At 68.0% G+C, this 19,933-nt stretch carries 16 protein-coding genes and 1 tRNA gene; 14 read left to right on the top strand and 3 right to left on the bottom strand.

Translation table 11 applies throughout. The features are described from left to right. The first annotated feature begins 27 nt into the window (after positions 1-27). Together OO68_RS15850 and OO68_RS15845 are read left to right on the top strand one after the other, a co-directional pair. Positions 28-408, top strand: a complete 381-nt coding sequence (locus tag OO68_RS15850) for a hypothetical protein (protein ID WP_033308994.1) — start codon at positions 28-30, stop codon at positions 406-408. A 97-nt stretch (positions 409-505) separates the two neighbouring features. Further along, positions 506-1,561, top strand: coding sequence for a UDP-N-acetylmuramate dehydrogenase (locus OO68_RS15845; RefSeq protein WP_033308993.1), 1,056 nt, complete (start codon positions 506-508; stop codon positions 1,559-1,561). Here OO68_RS15845 and OO68_RS15840 read toward each other — a convergent pair. Then, complete coding sequence (locus OO68_RS15840; protein WP_033308992.1) at positions 1,558-2,190, bottom strand: NAD(P)-dependent oxidoreductase; 633 nt, start codon at positions 2,188-2,190, stop codon at positions 1,558-1,560. The genes OO68_RS15845 and OO68_RS15840 overlap by 4 nt on opposite strands. A 107-nt stretch (positions 2,191-2,297) precedes the next feature. On the opposite strand from OO68_RS15840, the gene OO68_RS15835 reads away from it, so the two are divergent. Continuing rightward, a complete protein-coding gene (locus OO68_RS15835; protein WP_033308991.1) occupies positions 2,298-2,888 on the top strand; it encodes a TetR/AcrR family transcriptional regulator in 591 nt (196 codons plus the stop codon). Positions 2,889-2,997: 109 nt separating this feature from the next. On the opposite strand, the gene OO68_RS15830 is transcribed toward OO68_RS15835, so the two are convergent. Both OO68_RS15830 and OO68_RS15825 read right to left on the bottom strand, forming a co-directional pair. After that, the gene (locus OO68_RS15830) at positions 2,998-4,029 is read right to left on the bottom strand and encodes an adenosine deaminase (RefSeq protein WP_033308990.1); all 1,032 of its coding nucleotides are present in this window, start codon (positions 4,027-4,029) and stop codon (positions 2,998-3,000) included. Positions 4,030-4,166: 137 nt separating this feature from the next. Further along, positions 4,167-5,393, bottom strand: a complete 1,227-nt coding sequence (locus OO68_RS15825) for a pyridoxal phosphate-dependent aminotransferase (protein WP_033308989.1) — start codon at positions 5,391-5,393, stop codon at positions 4,167-4,169. A gap of 305 nt (positions 5,394-5,698) precedes the next feature. On the opposite strand from OO68_RS15825, the gene OO68_RS15820 reads away from it, so the two are divergent. The 11 genes from OO68_RS15820 to OO68_RS15770 all read left to right on the top strand — a co-directional run bounded on the left by OO68_RS15820 (position 5,699) and on the right by OO68_RS15770 (position 19,777). Next, positions 5,699-5,771 (top strand) — tRNA-Trp (locus OO68_RS15820). Positions 5,772-5,879: 108 nt separating this feature from the next. Next, positions 5,880-6,164: a preprotein translocase subunit SecE gene (gene secE, locus OO68_RS15815; RefSeq protein ID WP_030839741.1), complete on the top strand. Its 285-nt coding sequence runs from the start codon at positions 5,880-5,882 to the stop codon at positions 6,162-6,164. Positions 6,165-6,244: 80 nt separating this feature from the next. Further along, entirely contained in the window at positions 6,245-7,072 is an 828-nt protein-coding gene (gene nusG / locus OO68_RS15810; RefSeq protein ID WP_033308988.1) for a transcription termination/antitermination protein NusG, read from the top strand. A gap of 166 nt (positions 7,073-7,238) precedes the next feature. Continuing rightward, entirely contained in the window at positions 7,239-7,673 is a 435-nt protein-coding gene (gene rplK, locus OO68_RS15805; protein WP_003992325.1) for a 50S ribosomal protein L11, read from the top strand. A gap of 77 nt (positions 7,674-7,750) precedes the next feature. After that, a complete protein-coding gene (gene rplA, locus OO68_RS15800; protein WP_033308987.1) occupies positions 7,751-8,476 on the top strand; it encodes a 50S ribosomal protein L1 in 726 nt (241 codons plus the stop codon). 126 nt (positions 8,477-8,602) lie between these two features. Then, positions 8,603-9,460, top strand: coding sequence for an SCO4651 family lipoprotein (locus OO68_RS15795; protein ID WP_033308986.1), 858 nt, complete (start codon positions 8,603-8,605; stop codon positions 9,458-9,460). 94 nt (positions 9,461-9,554) lie between these two features. Continuing rightward, positions 9,555-10,382, top strand: coding sequence for an SCO4651 family lipoprotein (locus tag OO68_RS15790; RefSeq protein ID WP_033308985.1), 828 nt, complete (start codon positions 9,555-9,557; stop codon positions 10,380-10,382). A 308-nt stretch (positions 10,383-10,690) separates the two neighbouring features. After that, a complete protein-coding gene (gene rplJ / locus OO68_RS15785) occupies positions 10,691-11,221 on the top strand; it encodes a 50S ribosomal protein L10 (RefSeq protein ID WP_033308984.1) in 531 nt (176 codons plus the stop codon). Positions 11,222-11,336: 115 nt separating this feature from the next. After that, on the top strand, positions 11,337-11,726 hold the full coding sequence (gene rplL / locus OO68_RS15780; RefSeq protein WP_033308983.1) for a 50S ribosomal protein L7/L12: 390 nt from the start codon (positions 11,337-11,339) through the stop codon (positions 11,724-11,726). Positions 11,727-12,297: 571 nt separating this feature from the next. Continuing rightward, complete coding sequence (gene rpoB / locus OO68_RS15775) at positions 12,298-15,783, top strand: DNA-directed RNA polymerase subunit beta (protein WP_033308982.1); 3,486 nt, start codon at positions 12,298-12,300, stop codon at positions 15,781-15,783. 94 nt (positions 15,784-15,877) lie between these two features. Beyond that, a complete protein-coding gene (locus OO68_RS15770) occupies positions 15,878-19,777 on the top strand; it encodes a DNA-directed RNA polymerase subunit beta' (RefSeq protein WP_033308981.1) in 3,900 nt (1,299 codons plus the stop codon). Positions 19,778-19,933: the final 156 nt, after the last annotated feature.

Raw genomic sequence — 19,933 nt, 5'->3', positions numbered from 1 at the left:
GAAGGACCCGAACAAGGAGAAGCGGCCATGCCCACTCTTCCCTGGACCGTCCCGAACACCCCGCCCCGCGACACGGAGGTGCACGTCTTCGCCTCCCGCTTCGAGACCCGCACGCTGTGGGGAGCCCTGAGGTTCCTCGCCGGAACGCCCGCCGTCTGGCGGCAGGTCCGCCGGAGCCCCGGCGCCTACGGAGCCACCCTGAGGGCGAAGCCCTTCAAGCGGACCTTCTGGACCCTGTCGGCCTGGGAGTCCAAGGACGCGCTGCACGCCTTCGTCCGCGCGGGTGCCCACGGCTCCTCCTCCCGGGGTCTCGCCCCGCAGATGAAGGACTCGGCCTTCACCACCTGGCAGGCGAGCAGCGACGACCTCCCGCTCTCCTGGTCCGAGGCGCTCCGGCGTCTGCCCTGAGAGCCACCACGCGCGCGTGCGGCCCCCTTCCCCGGCGAAAGGGGGCCGCACCCACACCTGCCCGGAGCCGTCAGTGCCGTCTCGTACTCTTGAGCCCGTGCAGGAACTCCACGACGCCCCCCTCGCCCCGCTGACGACCTTCCGGCTGGGCGGCCCCGCGACCCGGCTGGTCACCGCGACGACGGACGACGAGGTGATCGCCGCCGTCCGCGAAGCCGACGAGGCGGGCACCCCGCTGCTGCTCATCGGCGGCGGCTCGAACCTGGTCATCGGCGACAAGGGCTTCGAGGGCACCGCCCTCGTCATCGCCACGAAGGGCTTCTCCCTCGACGGCACCCGCCTGGAGCTCGCGGCCGGCGAGATCTGGACCGAGGCGGTCGCCCGTACGGTCGAGGCGGGTCTGGCCGGCATCGAGTGCCTGGCCGGCATCCCCGGCTCGGCGGGCGCGACCCCCATCCAGAACGTCGGGGCGTACGGCCAGGAGGTCTCCTCGACGATCACCGAGGTCGTCGCGTACGACCGCCACACCGGTGAGACGGTCACCCTGGCCAATGAGGACTGCGCCTTCTCCTACCGCCACAGCCGCTTCAAGTCCGACCCCGAGCGCTATGTGGTCCTGCGCGTCCGCTTCGCCCTGGAGGACGCCGAGGGCCTCTCCGCCCCCCTCCGGTACGCCGAGACGGCCCGGGCCCTCGGAGTGGAAGCGGGCGACCGCGTCCCGCTGGCGCAGGCCCGGGAGACGGTGCTCAAGCTGCGCGCCGGCAAGGGCATGGTCCTGGACCCCGAGGACCACGACACCTGGTCGGCCGGGTCCTTCTTCACCAACCCGATCCTCACGGACACGGACTTCGCGGCGTTCCGCGCCCGCGTGCACGAGCGGCTCGGCGAAGGGGTGGAGCCCCCGGCGTACCCGGCGGGTGAGGGCCACACCAAGACCTCCGCGGCCTGGCTGATCGACAAGGCGGGCTTCCCGAAGGGCTACGGCGACGGTCCGGCCCGCATCTCCACGAAACACACGCTGGCCCTGACGAACCGGGGGAGCGCGACGACGGAAGACCTCCTGGCCCTGGCCCGCGAGGTCGTGGCCGGGGTCCATGAGGCCTTCGGCATCACGCTGCTCAACGAGCCGGTCACGGTGGGCGTCAGCCTCTAATAGGCGAGACCCACGCCCTGTTTGACGGTGGTCGCGTCGCCGACCATCGCCAGCATCGCGTGCGCGACGTCGGCGCGCCCCAGCGAGCGGGCCTTGGGCGGCGTTCCCCCGACGGCCACCCGGTACATCCCGCTGACCGGCCGGTTCAGCAGTTTCGGGGGCCGTACCACGGTCCAGTCGGTGGCACTGCCGGCGATCCCCGCCTCCATGGCGCGCAGGTCGGCGTAGACGTCCTTGTAGATCCGGGAGACGATGCGGCGCGCGACACGGTCGAGCGCCGCGTCGCCCTCGGGCACGGGCCCGATCGGGGCGGCGCTGATCGCCAGCAGCCGCCGCACGCCCTCCGCCTCCATGGCGTCCAGCACCGTCCGGGTCAGCCGGGTCGCGTCTCCGGCGTGCTTGCGGCTGCGGGCCCCGAGCCCCGACAGCACGGCGTCCCGCCCGCTCACGGCCGGGCGTAACGCCTCGGCATCGGCCAGGTCTGCCCGGAACACGTCCAGGCCGGCGCCGGTCACGGTCAGCCGGGCCGGGTCGCGGACGACCGCCGTGACCTGGTGGCCCGCCGTCAGCGCCTGCCGCACGATTTCCTGCCCGACGCCGCCGGTGGCACCGAACACAGTCAGCTTCATGAGGTACTTCCCCCCTGCCGGATGGTGGGTGAGTGTTCACTCACCAATACTCTTCCCCCTAGGGTGAGTAAGCACTCACCCACCCGTCAAGCCCTTAAGGAGCCGCCATGCAGCCACCGGTCCGGGAGCGCGTCCTGGACGCTGCGCATCAGCTGATGCGCACCGTCGGGCTCGCCCGCGCCACCACGAAGGAGATCGCCCGGGCCGCCGGTTGCTCCGAGGCCGCCCTCTACAAGCACTTCACGAGCAAGGAGGACCTGTTCATCCGCGTCCTCTCGGAGCGGCTGCCCCAACTCGGCCCGTTGCTGCGGGGACTGGCCGCGGAGCCCGGGCAGGGCACGCTGGAGGCGAACCTCAGGGAGATCGCCCACCAGGCGGCGCTGTTCTACGAGCAGAGCTTTCCGATCGCCGCGTCGCTGTACGCCGAGACGCAGTTGAAGCGGCGGCACGACGAGATGATGCGGGAGCTGGGCACGGGCCCGCATGTGCCGATCGCGTGCCTCGACGACTATCTGCGGGCCGAGCGGGCCGCTGGGCGGGTGAGGGCCGACGTGGACACGTTCGCTGCGGCGTCGTTGCTGATGGGCGCGTGCGCACAGCGGGCGTTCGCGTACGACGCGGCACAGGGGGGCCGGCCGCCGGTGGAGTCGTTCGCCGCGGGTCTGGCCCGCACGCTGCTGGCCGGTATCGCGAGCTGACCCGTGTCATGCCGGTGCCGGGGCGGGACCGCGGCCCGGGCCGAGGCCGCGGAGGCCGCCGCAGGCACCCGCACCGGAATTCCGCTCCCCAGGTAACGAGCCGCATCGCCTAGGACATCAACCAGTCGTCCACGCCCGACAGCAGCTTCGTCTTCACGTCCTCCGGGGCCGCCGAACCCCGGACCGACTGCCGGGCCACCTCCGCCAGCTCCGCGTCCGTGAACCCGTGATGCCGTCGCGCGATCTCGTACTGCGCGGCGAGACGCGATCCGAACAGCAGCGGGTCGTCCGCGCCCAGCGCCAACGGCACGCCCGCCTCGAACAGCGTCCGCAGCGGCACGTCCTCCGGCTTCTCGTACACCCCCAGCGCCACGTTCGACGCCGGGCACACCTCGCACGTCACCTGCCGGTCCGCCAGCCGCTTCAGCAGCCGCGGGTCCTCCGCGGCCCGCACCCCGTGCCCCACCCGGTTCGCCCCGAGGTCGTCGAGGCAGTCCCGCACCGACGAAGGCCCCGCCAGCTCACCGCCGTGCGGCGCCGACAGCAGTCCGGCCTCGCGCGCGATCCCGAACGCCCGGTCGAAGTCCCGCGCCATCCCGCGCCGCTCGTCGTTCGACAGTCCGAACCCGACCACGCCCCGGTCCGCGTACCGCACGGCCAGCCGGGCCAGCGTCCGCGCGTCCAGCGGGTGCTTCATCCGGTTCGCCGCGACCAGCACCCGCATCCCGAGCCCGGTCTCCCGCGACGTGGTCTCCACGGCGTCCAGGATGACCTCCAGCGCCGGGATCAGCCCGCCCAGCCGCGGCGCGTACGACGTCGGGTCGACCTGGATCTCCAGCCACCCCGACCCGTCCCGCACGTCCTCCTCCGCGGCCTCCCGCACCAGCCGCTGGATGTCCTCCGGCTCCCGCAGGCACGAGCGCGCAGCGTCGTACAGCCGCTGGAAGCGGAACCAGCCCCGCTCGTCCGTGGCCCGCAGTCTCGGCGGCTCCCCGCCGACCAGCGCCTCGGTCAGCGCGTCGGGCAGCCGCACCCCGTACTTGTCGGCCAGTTCCAGCACGGTCGAGGGTCGCATCGACCCGGTGAAGTGCAGGTGCAGATGGGCTTTCGGCAGCTCAGAGACATCACGTACACGCTCCATCCAAAGATCCTGCCGTACGTCCCAGCCGTCCCGGTAGCTGTTTCCCCGAACGTGGTCTTGCTCGCACGCGTACGCGAGAGAAGCGGGCCGCTCCCCGCAAGGGGAACGGCCCGCCACCGCCTCACGTGAGGCACAGCTCAGTCCCTGGCCTCCGCCAGCAGCTTCTGGATCCGGCTCACGCCCTCGACCAGGTCCTCGTCACCCAGCGCGTACGACAGCCGCAGGTACCCGGGCGTGCCGAACGCCTCACCGGGGACCACCGCGACCTCGGACTCCTCCAGGATCAGCGCGGCCAGCTCGACCGTGTCCTTCGGCCGCCGGCCCCGGATCTCCTTGCCGACCAGCGCCTTCACCGACGGGTACGCGTAGAACGCGCCCTCCGGCTCCGGGCACACCACGCCGTCGATCTCGTTCAGCATCCGCACGATGGTCTTGCGGCGCCGGTCGAACGCCTCACGCATCGTCGCCACGGCGTCCAGGTCACCGGAGACGGCGGCCAGCGCGGCCGCCTGCGCGACGTTGGACACGTTGGACGTGGCGTGCGACTGGAGGTTCGTCGCGGCCTTGATCACGTCCTTCGGGCCGATGACCCACCCGACACGCCAGCCGGTCATCGCGTACGTCTTCGCGACACCGTTGACCACGACGCACTTGTCGCGCAGCTCGGGCAGCACCGCCGGCAGCGACACGGCGGACGCGTCGCCGTAGACGAGGTGCTCGTAGATCTCGTCGGTCAGCACCCACAGGCCATGCTCCACGGCCCAGCGGCCGATGGCCTCGGTCTCCTGCTCGCTGTAGACCGCGCCGGTCGGGTTGGAGGGCGAGACGAAGAGGACGACCTTCGTCTTCTCCGTGCGCGCGGCCTCCAACTGCTCGACGGACACCCGGTAGCCGGTCGTCTCGTCGGCGACGACCTCCACCGGGACACCCCCGGCCAGCCGGATCGACTCCGGGTAGGTCGTCCAGTACGGCGCGGGGACGATGACCTCGTCGCCCGGGTCGAGGATCGCGGCGAAGGCCTCGTAGATGGCCTGCTTGCCACCGTTGGTGACGAGGATCTGCGAGACGTCCGGCTCGTAGCCCGAGTCGCGCAGCGTCTTCGCGGCGATCGCGGCCTTCAGCTCGGGGAGGCCGCCGGCCGGGGTGTAGCGGTGGAACTTCGGGTTCGAGCAGGCCTCGATCGCGGCCTGGACGATGTAGTCCGGGGTCGGGAAGTCGGGCTCACCGGCGCCGAAGCCGATCACCGGCCGCCCGGCGGCCTTGAGGGCCTTGGCCTTGGCGTCCACGGCGAGGGTGGCGGACTCGGAGATCGCGCCGACTCGGGCGGAGACCCGGCGCTCGGTGGGAGGGGTTGCAGCGCTCATGGGTCCATCGTTTCAGACCGGAAACGCGCGCGGCACGGGGGTTTCACAGACTGAACAACGTCGGGCAAATCCCTGAACAACAGTGCGGAACGCCCGCACGGCCTGCGCGATCTTCAGCGGATTCCCGTCAGTCGGCCCCCCGCTCCGGAGGCGATCTTCCGCCAACGACCCCTCCCGCGGGCCCTTTCTGTTCGACGACCGGCCGTGGAGCACGTACACTCTCACCTCGTTGGCCTCTCGCAGGCCGCGCCCGTTCGGTGCACACCAAGCATCCGGACGGATGCGGTACGTTGGGTGGCACACAAAGGGTCGTAGCTCAATTGGTAGAGCACTGGTCTCCAAAACCAGCGGTTGGGGGTTCAAGTCCCTCCGGCCCTGCTACACACACCATCGCCAGGATGTGTGCGCATGTACGTACAGCAATGCACCGCCGTGCGGCTCAGACCGGGCGCGGCACGGCCACGACCCGGAATCAGGTGAGGACGAGTGACGGACGCCGTGGGCTCCATCGACATGCCTGATGCCCAGGACGAGGCGCCTGAGTCGAAGAAGACCCGCAAGGGTGGTAAGCGTGGCAAGAAGGGCCCGCTGAAGCGCCTTGCCCTCTTCTACCGCCAGATCGTCGCGGAACTGCGCAAGGTCGTCTGGCCGACCCGCAACCAGCTGACGACCTACACGACCGTGGTGATCATCTTCGTCGTCATCATGATCGGCCTGGTCACCGTGATTGACTATGGGCTCAGCAACGCCGCCAAGTACGTGTTCGGCTGAGCAGTCCGCGAAGAGCGCCGAGGTACCCGGCGCTCCTTTCGCATGTTCCACCCCCATGTATCCAGGAAGAAGCAGCCACCGTGTCTGACCCGAACGTGAACGACGCCATCGAGCCGGTCGAGTCCGTCGAGGACGAGCTCGACATCGTCGAGGGCGCGGACAACGAGGACACCGAGGCCTCCGCCGAGGTCGAGGCTGCCGACGCCGTCGCGGACGACGCCGCCGAGGCGGAGACCGAGGACGGCGAAGAGGCCGCGGAAGAACTCGTCGAGGAAGAGCCCGAGGACGACCGCGACCCGATCGAGAAGCTCCGCGAGGAACTGCGCGTCCTGCCCGGCGAGTGGTACGTCATCCACACCTACGCCGGCTACGAGAACCGCGTGAAGACCAACCTGGAGCAGCGCGCCGTCTCGCTGAACGTCGAGGACTACATTTTCCAGGCCGAGGTGCCGCAGGAAGAGGTCGTCCAGATCAAGAACGGCGACCGCAAGACGATCAAGCAGAACAAGCTCCCGGGCTACGTCCTCGTCCGCATGGACCTGACGAACGAGTCCTGGGGCGTCGTCCGCAACACCCCCGGCGTCACCGGCTTCGTGGGCAACGCCTACGACCCGTACCCGCTGACCCTGGACGAGATCGTCAAGATGCTCGCCCCCGAGGCCGAGGAGAAGGCCGCCCGCGAGGCCGCCGAGGCCGAGGGCAAGCCGGCTCCGCAGCGCAAGGTCGAGGTCCAGGTGCTGGACTTCGAGGTCGGCGACTCGGTCACCGTCACCGACGGCCCGTTCGCCACGCTGCAGGCGACCATCAACGAGATCAACCCGGACTCGAAGAAGGTCAAGGGCCTCGTCGAGATCTTCGGTCGCGAGACGCCGGTCGAGCTGTCCTTCGACCAGATCCAGAAGAACTAACTTCCGGACTCACCGCTTCCGCGCAGGTCAGGCGATCGCTCCGGCGCTTGCCTGACCTGCTCGGTTTTTGGCCGCGCATCTATACCCGTTATCGTTGTGCGGTATGCCTGCATCCGGGTGGTCCCCGGGCGCAGGCAGGACCCGAATCGAAAGGACCCGGAGAGCTATGCCTCCCAAGAAGAAGAAGGTCACGGGGCTCATCAAGCTCCAGATCCAGGCCGGTGCCGCCAACCCGGCCCCGCCGGTCGGCCCCGCGCTGGGTCAGCACGGCGTGAACATCATGGAGTTCTGCAAGGCCTACAACGCCGCGACCGAGTCGCAGCGTGGCTGGGTGATCCCGGTGGAGATCACGGTCTACGAGGACCGTTCCTTCACCTTCATCACCAAGACGCCGCCGGCCGCGAAGATGATCCTGAAGGCCGCGGGCATCGAGAAGGGCTCCGGCGAGCCGCACAAGACCAAGGTCGCGAAGATCACGCGTGACCAGGTCCGTGAGATCGCCACGACCAAGATGCCCGACCTCAACGCCAACGACCTGGACGCCGCCGAGAAGATCATCGCCGGCACCGCCCGTTCCATGGGCGTCACGGTCGAGGGCTGAGCCCCAACCTCCATCAGCAGAAGTGGCAGGGCCTGCTCGGCCCGGACCACGACTCCTAAGAATCCACAGGAGCAGTAGTGAGCAAGCGCAGCAAGTCCCTTCGCGCTGCGGACGCCAAGGTCGACCGGGAGAAGCTCTACGCCCCGCTCGAGGCCGTCCGTCTCGCCAAGGACACCTCCACGACCAAGTTCGACGGCACCGTCGAGGTCGCCTTCCGCCTGGGTGTCGACCCGCGCAAGGCCGACCAGATGGTCCGTGGCACCGTGAACCTTCCGCACGGCACCGGCAAGACCGCCCGGGTCCTGGTCTTCGCGACCGGTGACCGTGCTGCGGCCGCGGAGGCCGCGGGCGCCGACATCGTCGGCTCCGACGAACTGATCGACGAGGTGTCGAAGGGCCGTCTGGACTTCGACGCCGTCGTCGCCACCCCGGACCTCATGGGCAAGGTCGGCCGCCTCGGCCGCGTGCTCGGTCCGCGTGGTCTGATGCCGAACCCGAAGACCGGCACCGTCACCCCCGACGTGGCCAAGGCCGTCACCGAGATCAAGGGCGGCAAGATCGAGTTCCGCGTCGACAAGCACTCGAACCTGCACTTCATCATCGGCAAGTCGTCCTTCGACGACACCAAGCTGGTGGAGAACTACGGCGCCGCGCTGGAGGAGATCCTCCGTCTGAAGCCGTCCGCCGCCAAGGGTCGCTACATCAAGAAGGCCGCCATCAGCACCACGATGGGCCCCGGCATTCCGGTCGACCCGAACCGCACCCGCAACCTCCTCGTCGAGGAGGACCCGGCTGCGGTCTGAGCCTGAGGCTCACCCAACCGGTCACGGGCCCCGCACCTCTTACAGGTGCGGGGCCCGTTCCCTTTTCCGGTACGTACGCCGGTGGCCTGGGTTAACGTGCGGGAACCGGATACGAACGGGGGACGTATGCAGGGCACGACCGTGCGCCGCGTGGGCCTGATGCTCGCGGCGGCGACCGCTCTGACGGGGGTGGCGGCCTGCACGTCCCAGGACTCCTCCGACGGCCCTGGCCCAGGCGACCGCGCCGCCCGCGGCCGGTCCCTGGCGGCCCTGCGCTCCGCCGAGCGCGCCACCGAGCACGCCGAGTCCGCCCGGGTCGAGTCGACGACCACCATGGGCTCGCTGATGTCCATGACAGCCGACGGCACCCTCGGCTGGAGCGACGGCATTACCGGCACCCTCACCATCACCTACACCGGCGGCACCGTGGCCGACACCATGCGCCGGCTCGGCACCACCTCGATGGAGGCCCGCTACCTGCCCGACGCGTACTACGCGCGCATGGGCCCGAAGTTCGCCCAGCAGACCGGCGGCAAGCACTGGATCCGGTACGCGTACGAGGACCTCGGAGCCCTCACCGGAGGCTCCGGTTCCCACCTCGGCGACCAGATGCGCAGTACCACCCCCAACCAGTCGGTGAAGCTCCTGCTGTCCTCCGGCGACGTCAGGAAGGTCGGCGAGGAGACCGTCCGCGGCAAGGCCGCCACGCACTGGTCCGGCACCGTGGCGGCGGCCGACGTCGCCGACGCGGGACTGCGGAAGCAGCTCACCGAGGCCGGGGTCACCACGGAGACCGTCGACATCTGGGTCGACAAGCGGAACCTGCTGGTCAAGAAGGTCGAGAAGGCGCGGATGGCCACGGGCCTGATGACCCAGACCGCGCACTACGCCGACTACGGCGTCGAGGTCCGGGCCGAACGGCCCCCGGCGTCCGACACCGGCGACTTCGAGGACCTGATGCGGAAGCGGCCCGGAACGCCCTGAGGCCCCCGTCAATTCGGATAGATCACTTGTGCCCCGCTGGGATAAGCTCACGGCCTTGCTGTGAAGCAAGCATGTATTCCTTGGGGGGAATCAAATGAGGACATCCATACCTGCCGCCGGGCTGGGCGCTCTGCTTCTCGCCGCCGGCGCCGTCGGCTGCGGCTCCGAGGAGTCGCCCGAGATGACGCCCGCGGCGGCCGTCGCCAAGGCGGCGAAGAACACGGAGGACATCACGTCCCTCCAGTACCGCATGAAGGGCACGGTCCCGGAGTCGGGCCGCGTCGAGGGCGAGGCGTCCATGCGTCTGAAGCCCACGATCGCCATGAGCATGAAGATGCAGGCGCCCGATCAGGCCGCCGGTGAATCCGTGGAGATCCGCCTCGTCGACAAGGCCATGTATCTCGGTGGGGGAGCCGAGATGGCCAAGCAGATGGACGGCAAGCGCTGGCTGAAGTTCGATCTCTCCGGCTCCGAGGCGGCCAAGGACCTGGACAAGATGGGGTCCACGAGCCAGGCCGAGCAGAACCCGGCGGCGCAGTCCACCTTCCTCACGGGCGCCAAGGACGTGAAGAAGGTCGGCAGCGAGAAGGTCGACGGCGTCGAGACCACCCACTACACGGGCACGGCCACCCTCGCCGACCTGCGTGCTTCGCTCAAGGACAGCAAGGGCGAGACCCGCGAGCAGCGCGAGAAGAGCCTCAAGCAGTTCGAGAAGCTCGGCGTCGACAAGCTCACGATGGACATGTGGGTCGACGGCGACGAGCACACCAAGCAGTTCCGCATGAAGGGCCAGGCCGACAAGGGCCCGATGGACATGACCATCACCTTCCTCGACTACAACAAGCCGGTCACCGTCAAGGCCCCGCCGGCCGGCGAAGTCGCGGACCTGGGTGAGATGTTCAAGGAGCTGGACCAGGGCTGAACCGCCCCGCGCTGATCAGCCGTACGGGCGGATTTGCCTGTCGGCGATCCGTTCCCGTACTCTCCTACAGAAGCCAAAGACCGCTGGTCGTTACCGCGCGCTCATCTGAGGGCGCGGTGGCCGAAGGATCCGCTGAACGGCGGACGACCCGCGCAGGTGACACTGGAGAAGCTCCCGGAGTCCGCTGCCTCGTGCGTGCGTGAAGCCGGTTGAGCTACGCCCCGTGCGCTTGCGCCGGGGCGTTTCGTTTTCCCCAGTCCTCCTTCGGGTCCGCGCGGTCCGAATCACCCGGAAGGAGGCCGAGGCTCATGGCGAGGCCTGACAAGGTCGATGCCGTCGAGGAGATGCGGGACAAGTTCCGCAACTCCAACGCTGCTGTCGTTACCGCGTACACCGGTCTCACCGTCGCGCAGCTCCAGCAGCTGCGTCGTTCACTCGGTGAGAACGCTCAGTACCGTGTGGCGAAGAACACGCTGACCAAGATTGCGGCCAACGAGGCCGGGATCACGACGCTGGACGACCTCTTTGCGGGTTCGTCGGCCGTCGCCTTCGTGACCGGTGACCCGGTCGAGGCGGCGAAGGGTCTCCGTGACTTCGCCAAGGACAACCCCAACCTCGTCATCAAGGGCGGCGTCCTTGACGGCAAGGCGTTGTCCGCCGATGAGATCAAGAAGCTTGCGGACCTCGAGTCCCGCGAGGTTCTGCTCTCCAAGCTGGCCGGTGCCATGAAGGGCAAGCAGTCCCAGGCTGCCTCTGTCTTCCAGGCGCTGCCGTCGAAGCTCGTCCGCACCGTGGACGCGCTCCGTGCCAAGCAGGACGAGCAGGGCGGTGCCGAGTAACTCGGCTCGCATCCCGGCCGCCGCTGCCTGAACGCGGCGACCGTCGCGGGCCAGTAGTACGCCCGCCTCACATGTACATCCGGCACCTGCCGATTTAGTGGAAGGACCGCCAATCATGGCGAAGCTCAGCCAGGAAGACCTGCTCGCGCAGTTCGAGGAGATGACCCTCATCGAGCTCTCCGAGTTCGTGAAGGCGTTCGAGGAGAAGTTCGACGTCACCGCCGCCGCTGCCGCGCCGGTCGTCGTCGCCGGTGGTGCCGCTGGTGGCGCCGCCGCCGAGGCCGCTGAGGAGCAGGACGAGTTCGACGTCATCCTCACCGGTGCCGGCGACAAGAAGATCCAGGTCATCAAGGTCGTGCGTGAGCTGACCTCCCTGGGTCTGAAGGAGGCCAAGGACCTCGTGGACGGCGCCCCGAAGCCCGTTCTCGAGAAGGTCGCCAAGGACGCCGCCGAGAAGGCCGCCGAGTCCCTCAAGGGCGCCGGCGCCTCCGTCGAGGTCAAGTAAGACCCTCGGATCCGTCAGGATCCACAACACGTCCCACCGGACGTGTAACGCGTAAGCGCGGAAGAGCGATCATCCATCCGGGTGGTCGCTCTTCGGCGTTCTCGGGGGTGGGCCACGGTTGCCTTGAAGCCCCGGTGACGGGGGGTATGGTGATCTTCGTCGTGTCTCCGGGCGGCCCCGGATCGGGCAGAGGGGCCTTGACGAACCGCACGCAGCGCGCAATTCTCAGGACGCGTCGTCACAGGATCCGAATCCGAGGCATGGATCGACGACGAAGAGGGCAGTACTAACGTGCGTTGAGGGCAGCGCCTTGTCGCAGGAGTGGAACAACGAGGGTGAACACGGGTTCCAGGACCCGCACTGGACATCAGTGTGCCAAGTGGCTACACTGACCCTTTGCGCTGCCTGTTAGCTGTCCCCTGCCCGTCACCAGGGGTCTGCCCTCGCCCGAGCATCGATGACAAGACATGCCTGACCTGGCCTTTCGGCCCTCAAGGCACAGCTTGTCTCCGTGTTCGGGAGAGGGGCCGGTACGCGCGTAGTGAGTCCGAGCCCTCGGAAGGACCCCCTCTTGGCCGCCTCGCGCAACGCCTCGACCGCGAATACGAACAACGCCGCCAGCACTGCCCCGCTGCGCATCTCTTTTGCAAAGATCAAGGAGCCTCTCGAGGTTCCGAACCTGCTCGCGCTGCAGACCGAGAGCTTCGACTGGCTGCTCGGCAACACCGCCTGGCAGAGTCGGGTCGAGGAGGCTCTCGAGAACGGTCAGGACGTCCCCACCAAGTCCGGGCTCGAGGAGATCTTCGAGGAGATCTCCCCGATCGAGGACTTCAGCGGGTCGATGTCGCTGACCTTCCGCGACCACCGCTTCGAGCCGCCGAAGAACTCCATCGACGAGTGCAAGGACCGTGACTTCACGTACGCGGCCCCGCTCTTCGTCACCGCCGAGTTCACCAACAACGAGACCGGCGAGATCAAGTCCCAGACGGTCTTCATGGGCGACTTCCCGCTCATGACGAACAAGGGCACCTTCGTCATCAACGGCACCGAGCGTGTCGTGGTGTCGCAGCTCGTCCGTTCGCCCGGTGTCTACTTCGACTCCTCCATCGACAAGACGTCCGACAAGGACATCTTCTCCGCCAAGATCATCCCGTCCCGGGGCGCCTGGCTGGAGATGGAGATCGACAAGCGCGACATGGTCGGTGTCCGCATCGACCGCAAGCGCAAGCAGTCCGTCACCGTCCTGCTCAAGGCGCTCGGCTGGACCACCGAGCAGATCCTCGAGGAGTTCGGCGAGTACGAGTCCATGCGCGCCACCCTGGAGAAGGACCACACCCAGGGCCAGGACGACGCGCTGCTCGACATCTACCGCAAGCTGCGTCCGGGCGAGCCCCCCACGCGTGAGGCCGCGCAGACGCTGCTGGAGAACCTCTACTTCAACCCCAAGCGTTACGACCTGGCCAAGGTCGGCCGCTACAAGGTCAACAAGAAGCTGGGTGCGGACGCTCCGCTGGACGCGGGCATCCTGACCGTCGAGGACATCATCTCGACGATCAAGTACCTGGTGAAGCTGCACGCGGGCGAGACCGAGACGGTCGGCGACAGTGGTACGAACATCGTCGTCGAGACCGACGACATCGACCACTTCGGCAACCGCCGCCTGCGCAGCGTCGGCGAGCTCATCCAGAACCAGGTCCGCACGGGTCTGGCGCGTATGGAGCGTGTCGTCCGCGAGCGGATGACGACCCAGGACGTCGAGGCGATCACGCCGCAGACCCTGATCAACATCCGGCCGGTCGTCGCCTCCATCAAGGAGTTCTTCGGCACCAGCCAGCTGTCGCAGTTCATGGACCAGAACAACCCGCTGTCGGGTCTCACCCACAAGCGCCGTCTGTCGGCTCTTGGCCCGGGTGGTCTGTCCCGTGAGCGGGCCGGCTTCGAGGTTCGTGACGTGCACCCCTCGCACTACGGCCGCATGTGCCCGATCGAGACGCCCGAAGGCCCGAACATCGGTCTGATCGGCTCGCTCGCCTCCTACGGCCGGGTCAACGCGTTCGGTTTCGTGGAGACCCCTTACCGCAAGGTGTTCGAGGGGCAGGTCACCGACGAGGTCGACTACCTGACCGCCGACGAGGAGGACCGCTTCGTCATCGCGCAGGCCAACGCGCAGCTGACGGACGACCTCCGCTTCGCCGAGGCCCGGGTGCTGGTCCGCCGTAAGGGCGGCGAGGTCGACTACGTCGGTGGCGAGGACGTGGACTACATGGACGTCTCGCCGCGCCAGATGGTGTCGGTCGCGACGGCCATGATCCCCTTCCTGGAGCACGACGACGCCAACCGTGCCCTCATGGGCGCGAACATGATGCGTCAGGCCGTGCCGCTGATTAAGTCCGAGGCCCCGCTCGTCGGCACCGGCATGGAGTACCGCTCCGCCGTCGACGCCGGCGACGTCGTCAAGGCCGAGAAGCCCGGTGTGGTCCAGGAGGTCTCCGCGGACTACATCACCACCGCCAACGACGACGGCACGTACATCACGTACCGGCTGGCCAAGTTCGCCCGCTCCAACCAGGGCACCTCGGTCAACCAGAAGGTCATCGTCAACGAGGGCGACCGGATCATCGAGGGCCAGGTCCTGGCCGACGGTCCGGCCACCCAGAACGGCGAGATGGCGCTGGGCAAGAACCTGCTCGTGGCGTTCATGCCGTGGGAGGGTCACAACTACGAGGACGCGATCATCCTGTCGCAGCGCCTCGTGCAGGACGACGTCCTCTCCTCGATCCACATCGAGGAGCACGAGGTCGACGCCCGTGACACCAAGCTCGGCCCCGAGGAGATCACCCGGGACATCCCGAACGTCTCCGAGGAGGTCCTCGCCGACCTCGACGAGCGCGGCATCATCCGCATCGGTGCCGAGGTCGTCGCCGGTGACATCCTCGTCGGCAAGGTCACGCCCAAGGGTGAGACCGAGCTGACGCCCGAGGAGCGACTGCTGCGTGCCATCTTCGGTGAGAAGGCCCGTGAGGTCCGTGACACCTCCCTGAAGGTCCCGCACGGCGAGATCGGCAAGGTCATCGGCGTCCGCGTCTTCGACCGCGAGGAGGGCGACGAGCTTCCCCCCGGTGTGAACCAGCTGGTGCGCGTCTACGTCGCGCAGAAGCGCAAGATCACCGACGGTGACAAGCTCGCCGGCCGTCACGGCAACAAGGGCGTCATCTCGAAGATCCTGCCGATCGAGGACATGCCGTTCCTGGAGGACGGCACCCCGGTCGACATCATCCTCAACCCGCTCGGTGTGCCGTCCCGAATGAACCCGGGACAGGTCCTGGAGATCCACCTCGGCTGGCTCGCCAGCCGCGGCTGGGACGTCTCCGGCCTCGCGGACGACTGGGCGCAGCGCCTGCAGGCCATCGAGGCCGACCAGGTCGCCCCGGGCACCAACGTCGCCACCCCCGTCTTCGACGGTGCGCGTGAGGACGAGCTGGCCGGTCTGCTGAACCACACCATCCCGAACCGCGACGGCGAGCGCATGGTGCTCCCGACCGGTAAGGCGCCGCTGTTCGACGGCCGCTCCGGCGAGCCGTTCCCGGAGCCGATCTCGGTCGGCTACATGTACATCCTCAAGCTGCACCACCTGGTCGACGACAAGCTGCACGCCCGGTCGACCGGTCCGTACTCGATGATCACCCAGCAGCCGCTGGGTGGTAAGGCCCAGTTCGGTGGCCAGCGCTTCGGTGAGATGGAGGTGTGGGCGCTGGAGGCTTACGGCGCCGCGTACGCCCTCCAGGAGCTGCTGACCATCAAGTCCGACGACGTCACCGGCCGCGTGAAGGTCTACGAGGCCATCGTCAAGGGCGAGAACATCCCCGAGCCCGGCATCCCCGAGTCCTTCAAGGTGCTCATCAAGGAGATGCAGTCCCTGTGCCTCAACGTGGAGGTGCTGTCCTCGGACGGCATGTCCATCGAGATGCGCGACACCGACGAGGACGTCTTCCGCGCTGCGGAGGAGCTTGGCATCGACCTGTCCCGGCGTGAGCCGAGCAGCGTCGAAGAGGTCTGACGGGAGTCCGGAGGCCTTCGCGATGAAGGCCTCCGGCCCCAGGACCCCCGTATCAGACCCCATGACTTACAACCCTGAGAGGGATTGACGCATAGTGCTCGACGTCAACTTCTTCGACGAGCTCCGGATCGGTCTGGCCACCGCTGACGACATCCGTCAGTGGAGCCACGGCGAGGTCAAGAAGCCCGAGACGATCAACTACCGCACGCTCAAGCCCGAAAAGGACGGACTCTTCTGCGAGAAGATCTTCGGTCCGACCCGGGACTGGGAGTGCTACTGCGGCAAGTACAAGCGCGTCCGCTTCAAGGGCATCATCTGTGAGCGCTGCGGCGTCGAGGTGACCCGCGCCAAGGTGCGCCGTGAGCGGATGGGCCACATCGAGCTGGCCGCCCCCGTCACGCACATCTGGTACTTCAAGGGCGTCCCGAGCCGGCTGGGCTACCTGCTCGACCTGGCTCCCAAGGACCTCGAGAAGGTCATCTACTTCGCGGCGTACATGATCACGTACGTCGACGAGGAGCGCCGTACGCGCGACCTGCCCTCGCTGGAGGCCCACGTCTCCGTCGAGCGCCAGCAGATCGAGCAGCGCCGTGACGCCGACCTGGAGGCCCGCGCCAAGAAGCTCGAGACCGACCTGGCCGAGCTGGAGGCCGAGGGCGCCAAGGCCGACGTGCGCCGCAAGGTGCGCGAGGGTGCCGAGCGTGAGATGAAGCAGCTGCGCGACCGCGCGCAGCGCGAGATCGACCGCCTCGACGAGGTGTGGAACCGCTTCAAGAACCTCAAGGTCCAGGACCTGGAGGGCGACGAGCTGCTCTACCGCGAGCTGCGTGACCGCTTCGGCACGTACTTCGACGGCTCGATGGGTGCCGCGGCGCTGCAGAAGCGCCTGGAGTCCTTCGACCTCGACGAGGAGGCCGAGCGTCTCCGCGAGATCATCCGTACCGGCAAGGGCCAGAAGAAGACCCGTGCGCTCAAGCGCCTGAAGGTCGTCTCCGCGTTCCTGCAGACCAGCAACAGCCCCAAGGGCATGGTGCTCGACTGCGTGCCGGTCATCCCGCCGGACCTGCGTCCGATGGTGCAGCTGGACGGTGGCCGCTTCGCGACCTCCGACCTGAACGACCTGTACCGCCGTGTGATCAACCGCAACAACCGCCTGAAGCGGCTTCTCGACCTCGGTGCGCCCGAGATCATCGTGAACAACGAGAAGCGCATGCTCCAGGAGGCCGTCGACGCGCTGTTCGACAACGGCCGCCGCGGCCGTCCGGTCACCGGTCCCGGTAACCGCCCGCTGAAGTCCCTCAGCGACATGCTGAAGGGTAAGCAGGGCCGCTTCCGCCAGAACCTGCTCGGTAAGCGTGTGGACTACTCCGCGCGTTCCGTGATCGTCGTCGGTCCGCAGCTGAAGCTGCACCAGTGCGGTCTGCCCAAGGCGATGGCGCTGGAGCTCTTCAAGCCGTTCGTGATGAAGCGCCTGGTCGACCTGAACCACGCGCAGAACATCAAGAGCGCCAAGCGCATGGTCGAGCGCGGCCGCACGGTCGTGTACGACGTGCTGGAAGAGGTCATCGCGGAGCACCCGGTTCTGCTGAACCGTGCGCCCACGCTGCACCGCCTCGGCATCCAGGCCTTCGAGCCGCAGCTGGTCGAGGGCAAGGCCATCCAGATCCACCCGCTCGTCTGCACCGCGTTCAACGCGGACTTCGACGGTGACCAGATGGCCGTGCACCTGCCGCTGTCCGCGGAGGCGCAGGCCGAGGCCCGCATCCTGATGCTGTCCTCGAACAACATCCTCAAGCCGGCCGACGGCCGCCCGGTGACGATGCCGACCCAGGACATGGTCCTCGGTCTGTTCTTCCTGACCACCGACGGCGAGATGCGCGAGCTCAAGGGCGAGGGCCGTTCCTTCGCCTCGGTCGCCGAGGCGATCATGGCCTTCGACGCGGGCGAGCTGTCGCTCCAGTCGAGGATCGACGTCCGCTTCCCGGTCGGCACCATCCCGCCGCGTGGCTGGACCCCGCCGGCGCGCGAGGAGGGCGAGCCCGAGTGGCAGCAGGGTGACAGCTTCCGGCTGAACACCACCCTGGGCCGTGCGCTCTTCAACGAGCTGCTGCCCGAGGACTACCCGTTCGTCGACTACGAGGTCGGCAAGAAGCAGCTCTCCGAGATCGTCAACGACCTCGCCGAGCGCTACCCGAAGGTCATCGTGGCGGCGACGCTCGACAACCTGAAGGCGGCCGGCTTCTTCTGGGCGACCCGCTCCGGCGTGACCGTGGCCATCTCCGACGTCGTCGTTCCCGAGGCGAAGAAGGAGATCGTCAAGGGCTACGAGGCGCAGGACGAGAAGGTCCAGAAGCAGTACGAGCGCGGTCTGATCACCAAGGACGAGCGCACGCAGGAGCTCATCGCGATCTGGACCAAGGCGACCAACGAGGTCGCCGAGGCGATGAACGACAACTTCCCGAAGACCAACCCGATCTTCATGATGGTGAACTCGGGTGCACGAGGCAACATGATGCAGATGCGTCAGATCGCCGGTATGCGTGGTCTGGTGTCGAACGCGAAGAACGAGACGATCCCGCGTCCGATCAAGGCGTCCTTCCGTGAGGGCCTGTCCGTGCTGGAGTACTTCATCTCCACGCACGGTGCCCGTAAGGGTCTGGCGGACACCGCTCTGCGCACCGCCGACTCGGGTTACCTCACGCGTCGTCTGGTCGACGTCTCCCAGGACGTCATCATTCGCGAGGAGGACTGCGGCACCGAACGCGGTCTGCGTCTGAAGATCGCCGACCGGAACGCCGAGGGCACGCTGGTCAAGACGGAGGACGTCGAGACCTCCGTGTACGCGCGCTGCCTCGCCGAGGACATCGTGGTCGACGGTCAGGTGCTGGCCCCGGCCGGCACCGACCTGGGCGACGTCCTCATCGAGGAGCTCGTCCGGCGCGGCGTCGAGGAGGTCAAGACCCGCTCGGTCCTGACCTGCGAGTCCGCCGTCGGCACCTGCGCGATGTGCTACGGCCGTTCGCTGGCCACCGGCAAGCTGGTCGACATCGGTGAGGCGGTCGGCATCATCGCCGCCCAGTCCATCGGTGAGCCCGGTACCCAGCTGACGATGCGTACCTTCCACACCGGTGGTGTGGCCGGTGACGACATCACCCAGGGTCTGCCGCGTGTCGTCGAGCTCTTCGAGGCCCGTACCCCGAAGGGTGTCGCCCCGATCTCCGAGGCCCAGGGCCGCGTGCGGATCGAGGAGACCGAGAAGACCAAGAAGATCGTCGTCACTCCGGACGACGGCAGCGACGAGACGGCGTTCCCGATCTCGAAGCGTGCCCGTCTCCTGGTCAGCGAGGGCGAGCACGTCGAGGTGGGCCAGAAGCTCACCGTGGGTGCCACCAACCCGCACGACGTGCTGCGCATCCTGGGCCAGCGCGCCGTCCAGGTCCACCTGGTCGGCGAGGTCCAGAAGGTCTACAACTCGCAGGGTGTGTCGATCCACGACAAGCACATCGAGATCATCATCCGGCAGATGCTGCGCCGTGTGACGATCATCGAGTCCGGCGACGCCGAGCTGCTGCCCGGCGAGCTGGTCGAGCGCTCGAAGTTCGAGACCGAGAACCGTCGTGTGGTCCAGGAGGGTGGTCACCCGGCCTCGGGTCGTCCGCAGCTCATGGGTATCACCAAGGCCTCGCTGGCGACGGAATCCTGGCTGTCGGCCGCCTCCTTCCAGGAGACGACCCGAGTCCTGACGGACGCGGCGATCAACGCCAAGTCCGACAGCCTCATCGGCCTGAAGGAGAACGTCATCATCGGTAAGCTCATCCCGGCCGGTACGGGTCTGTCCCGCTACCGCAACATCCGGGTCGAGCCGACCGAGGAGGCCAAGGCCGCGATGTACTCGGCCGTCGGCTACGACGACATCGACTACTCGCCGTTCGGCACCGGCTCCGGCCAGGCCGTTCCGCTGGAGGACTACGACTACGGTCCGTACAACCAGTAAACGAGTCGCTTGTGTCGAAGGGCGGTCACCCTACGGGGTGGCCGCCCTTCGGCGTGTCCGCCGTCTGGCCGACACGCGGTACCCCGTCGTGGACGCACCTGTGCCGGAACCGGTGCTTCGGCGCATCATGGAAGGACTCCGGCCCCCGGGGAGGTG

The organism is Streptomyces iakyrus (assembly GCF_000717055.1).
In the GTDB taxonomy this organism is placed as follows: Bacteria; Actinomycetota; Actinomycetes; order Streptomycetales; family Streptomycetaceae; genus Streptomyces; species Streptomyces iakyrus.
Note: the sequence above shows the minus strand (reverse complement) of the source record. Positions and strands in the feature narration are given on the sequence as shown.

Excerpts from the sequence above, each read along its gene's own strand:
- OO68_RS15830 (WP_033308990.1), bottom strand. The coding sequence starts at position 4,029 with ATGGAGCGTGTACGTGATGTCTCTGAGCTGCCGAAAGCCCATCTGCAC.
- rplK (WP_003992325.1), top strand. The coding sequence starts at position 7,239 with ATGCCTCCCAAGAAGAAGAAGGTCACGGGGCTCATCAAGCTCCAGATC.
- OO68_RS15825 (WP_033308989.1), bottom strand. The coding sequence starts at position 5,393 with ATGAGCGCTGCAACCCCTCCCACCGAGCGCCGGGTCTCCGCCCGAGTC.
- OO68_RS15795 (WP_033308986.1), top strand. The coding sequence starts at position 8,603 with ATGCAGGGCACGACCGTGCGCCGCGTGGGCCTGATGCTCGCGGCGGCG.
- OO68_RS15790 (WP_033308985.1), top strand. The coding sequence starts at position 9,555 with ATGAGGACATCCATACCTGCCGCCGGGCTGGGCGCTCTGCTTCTCGCC.
- OO68_RS15835 (WP_033308991.1), top strand. The coding sequence starts at position 2,298 with ATGCAGCCACCGGTCCGGGAGCGCGTCCTGGACGCTGCGCATCAGCTG.
- OO68_RS15840 (WP_033308992.1), bottom strand. The coding sequence starts at position 2,190 with ATGAAGCTGACTGTGTTCGGTGCCACCGGCGGCGTCGGGCAGGAAATC.
- rplJ (WP_033308984.1), top strand. The coding sequence starts at position 10,691 with ATGGCGAGGCCTGACAAGGTCGATGCCGTCGAGGAGATGCGGGACAAG.
- OO68_RS15850 (WP_033308994.1), top strand. The coding sequence starts at position 28 with ATGCCCACTCTTCCCTGGACCGTCCCGAACACCCCGCCCCGCGACACG.
- rplL (WP_033308983.1), top strand. The coding sequence starts at position 11,337 with ATGGCGAAGCTCAGCCAGGAAGACCTGCTCGCGCAGTTCGAGGAGATG.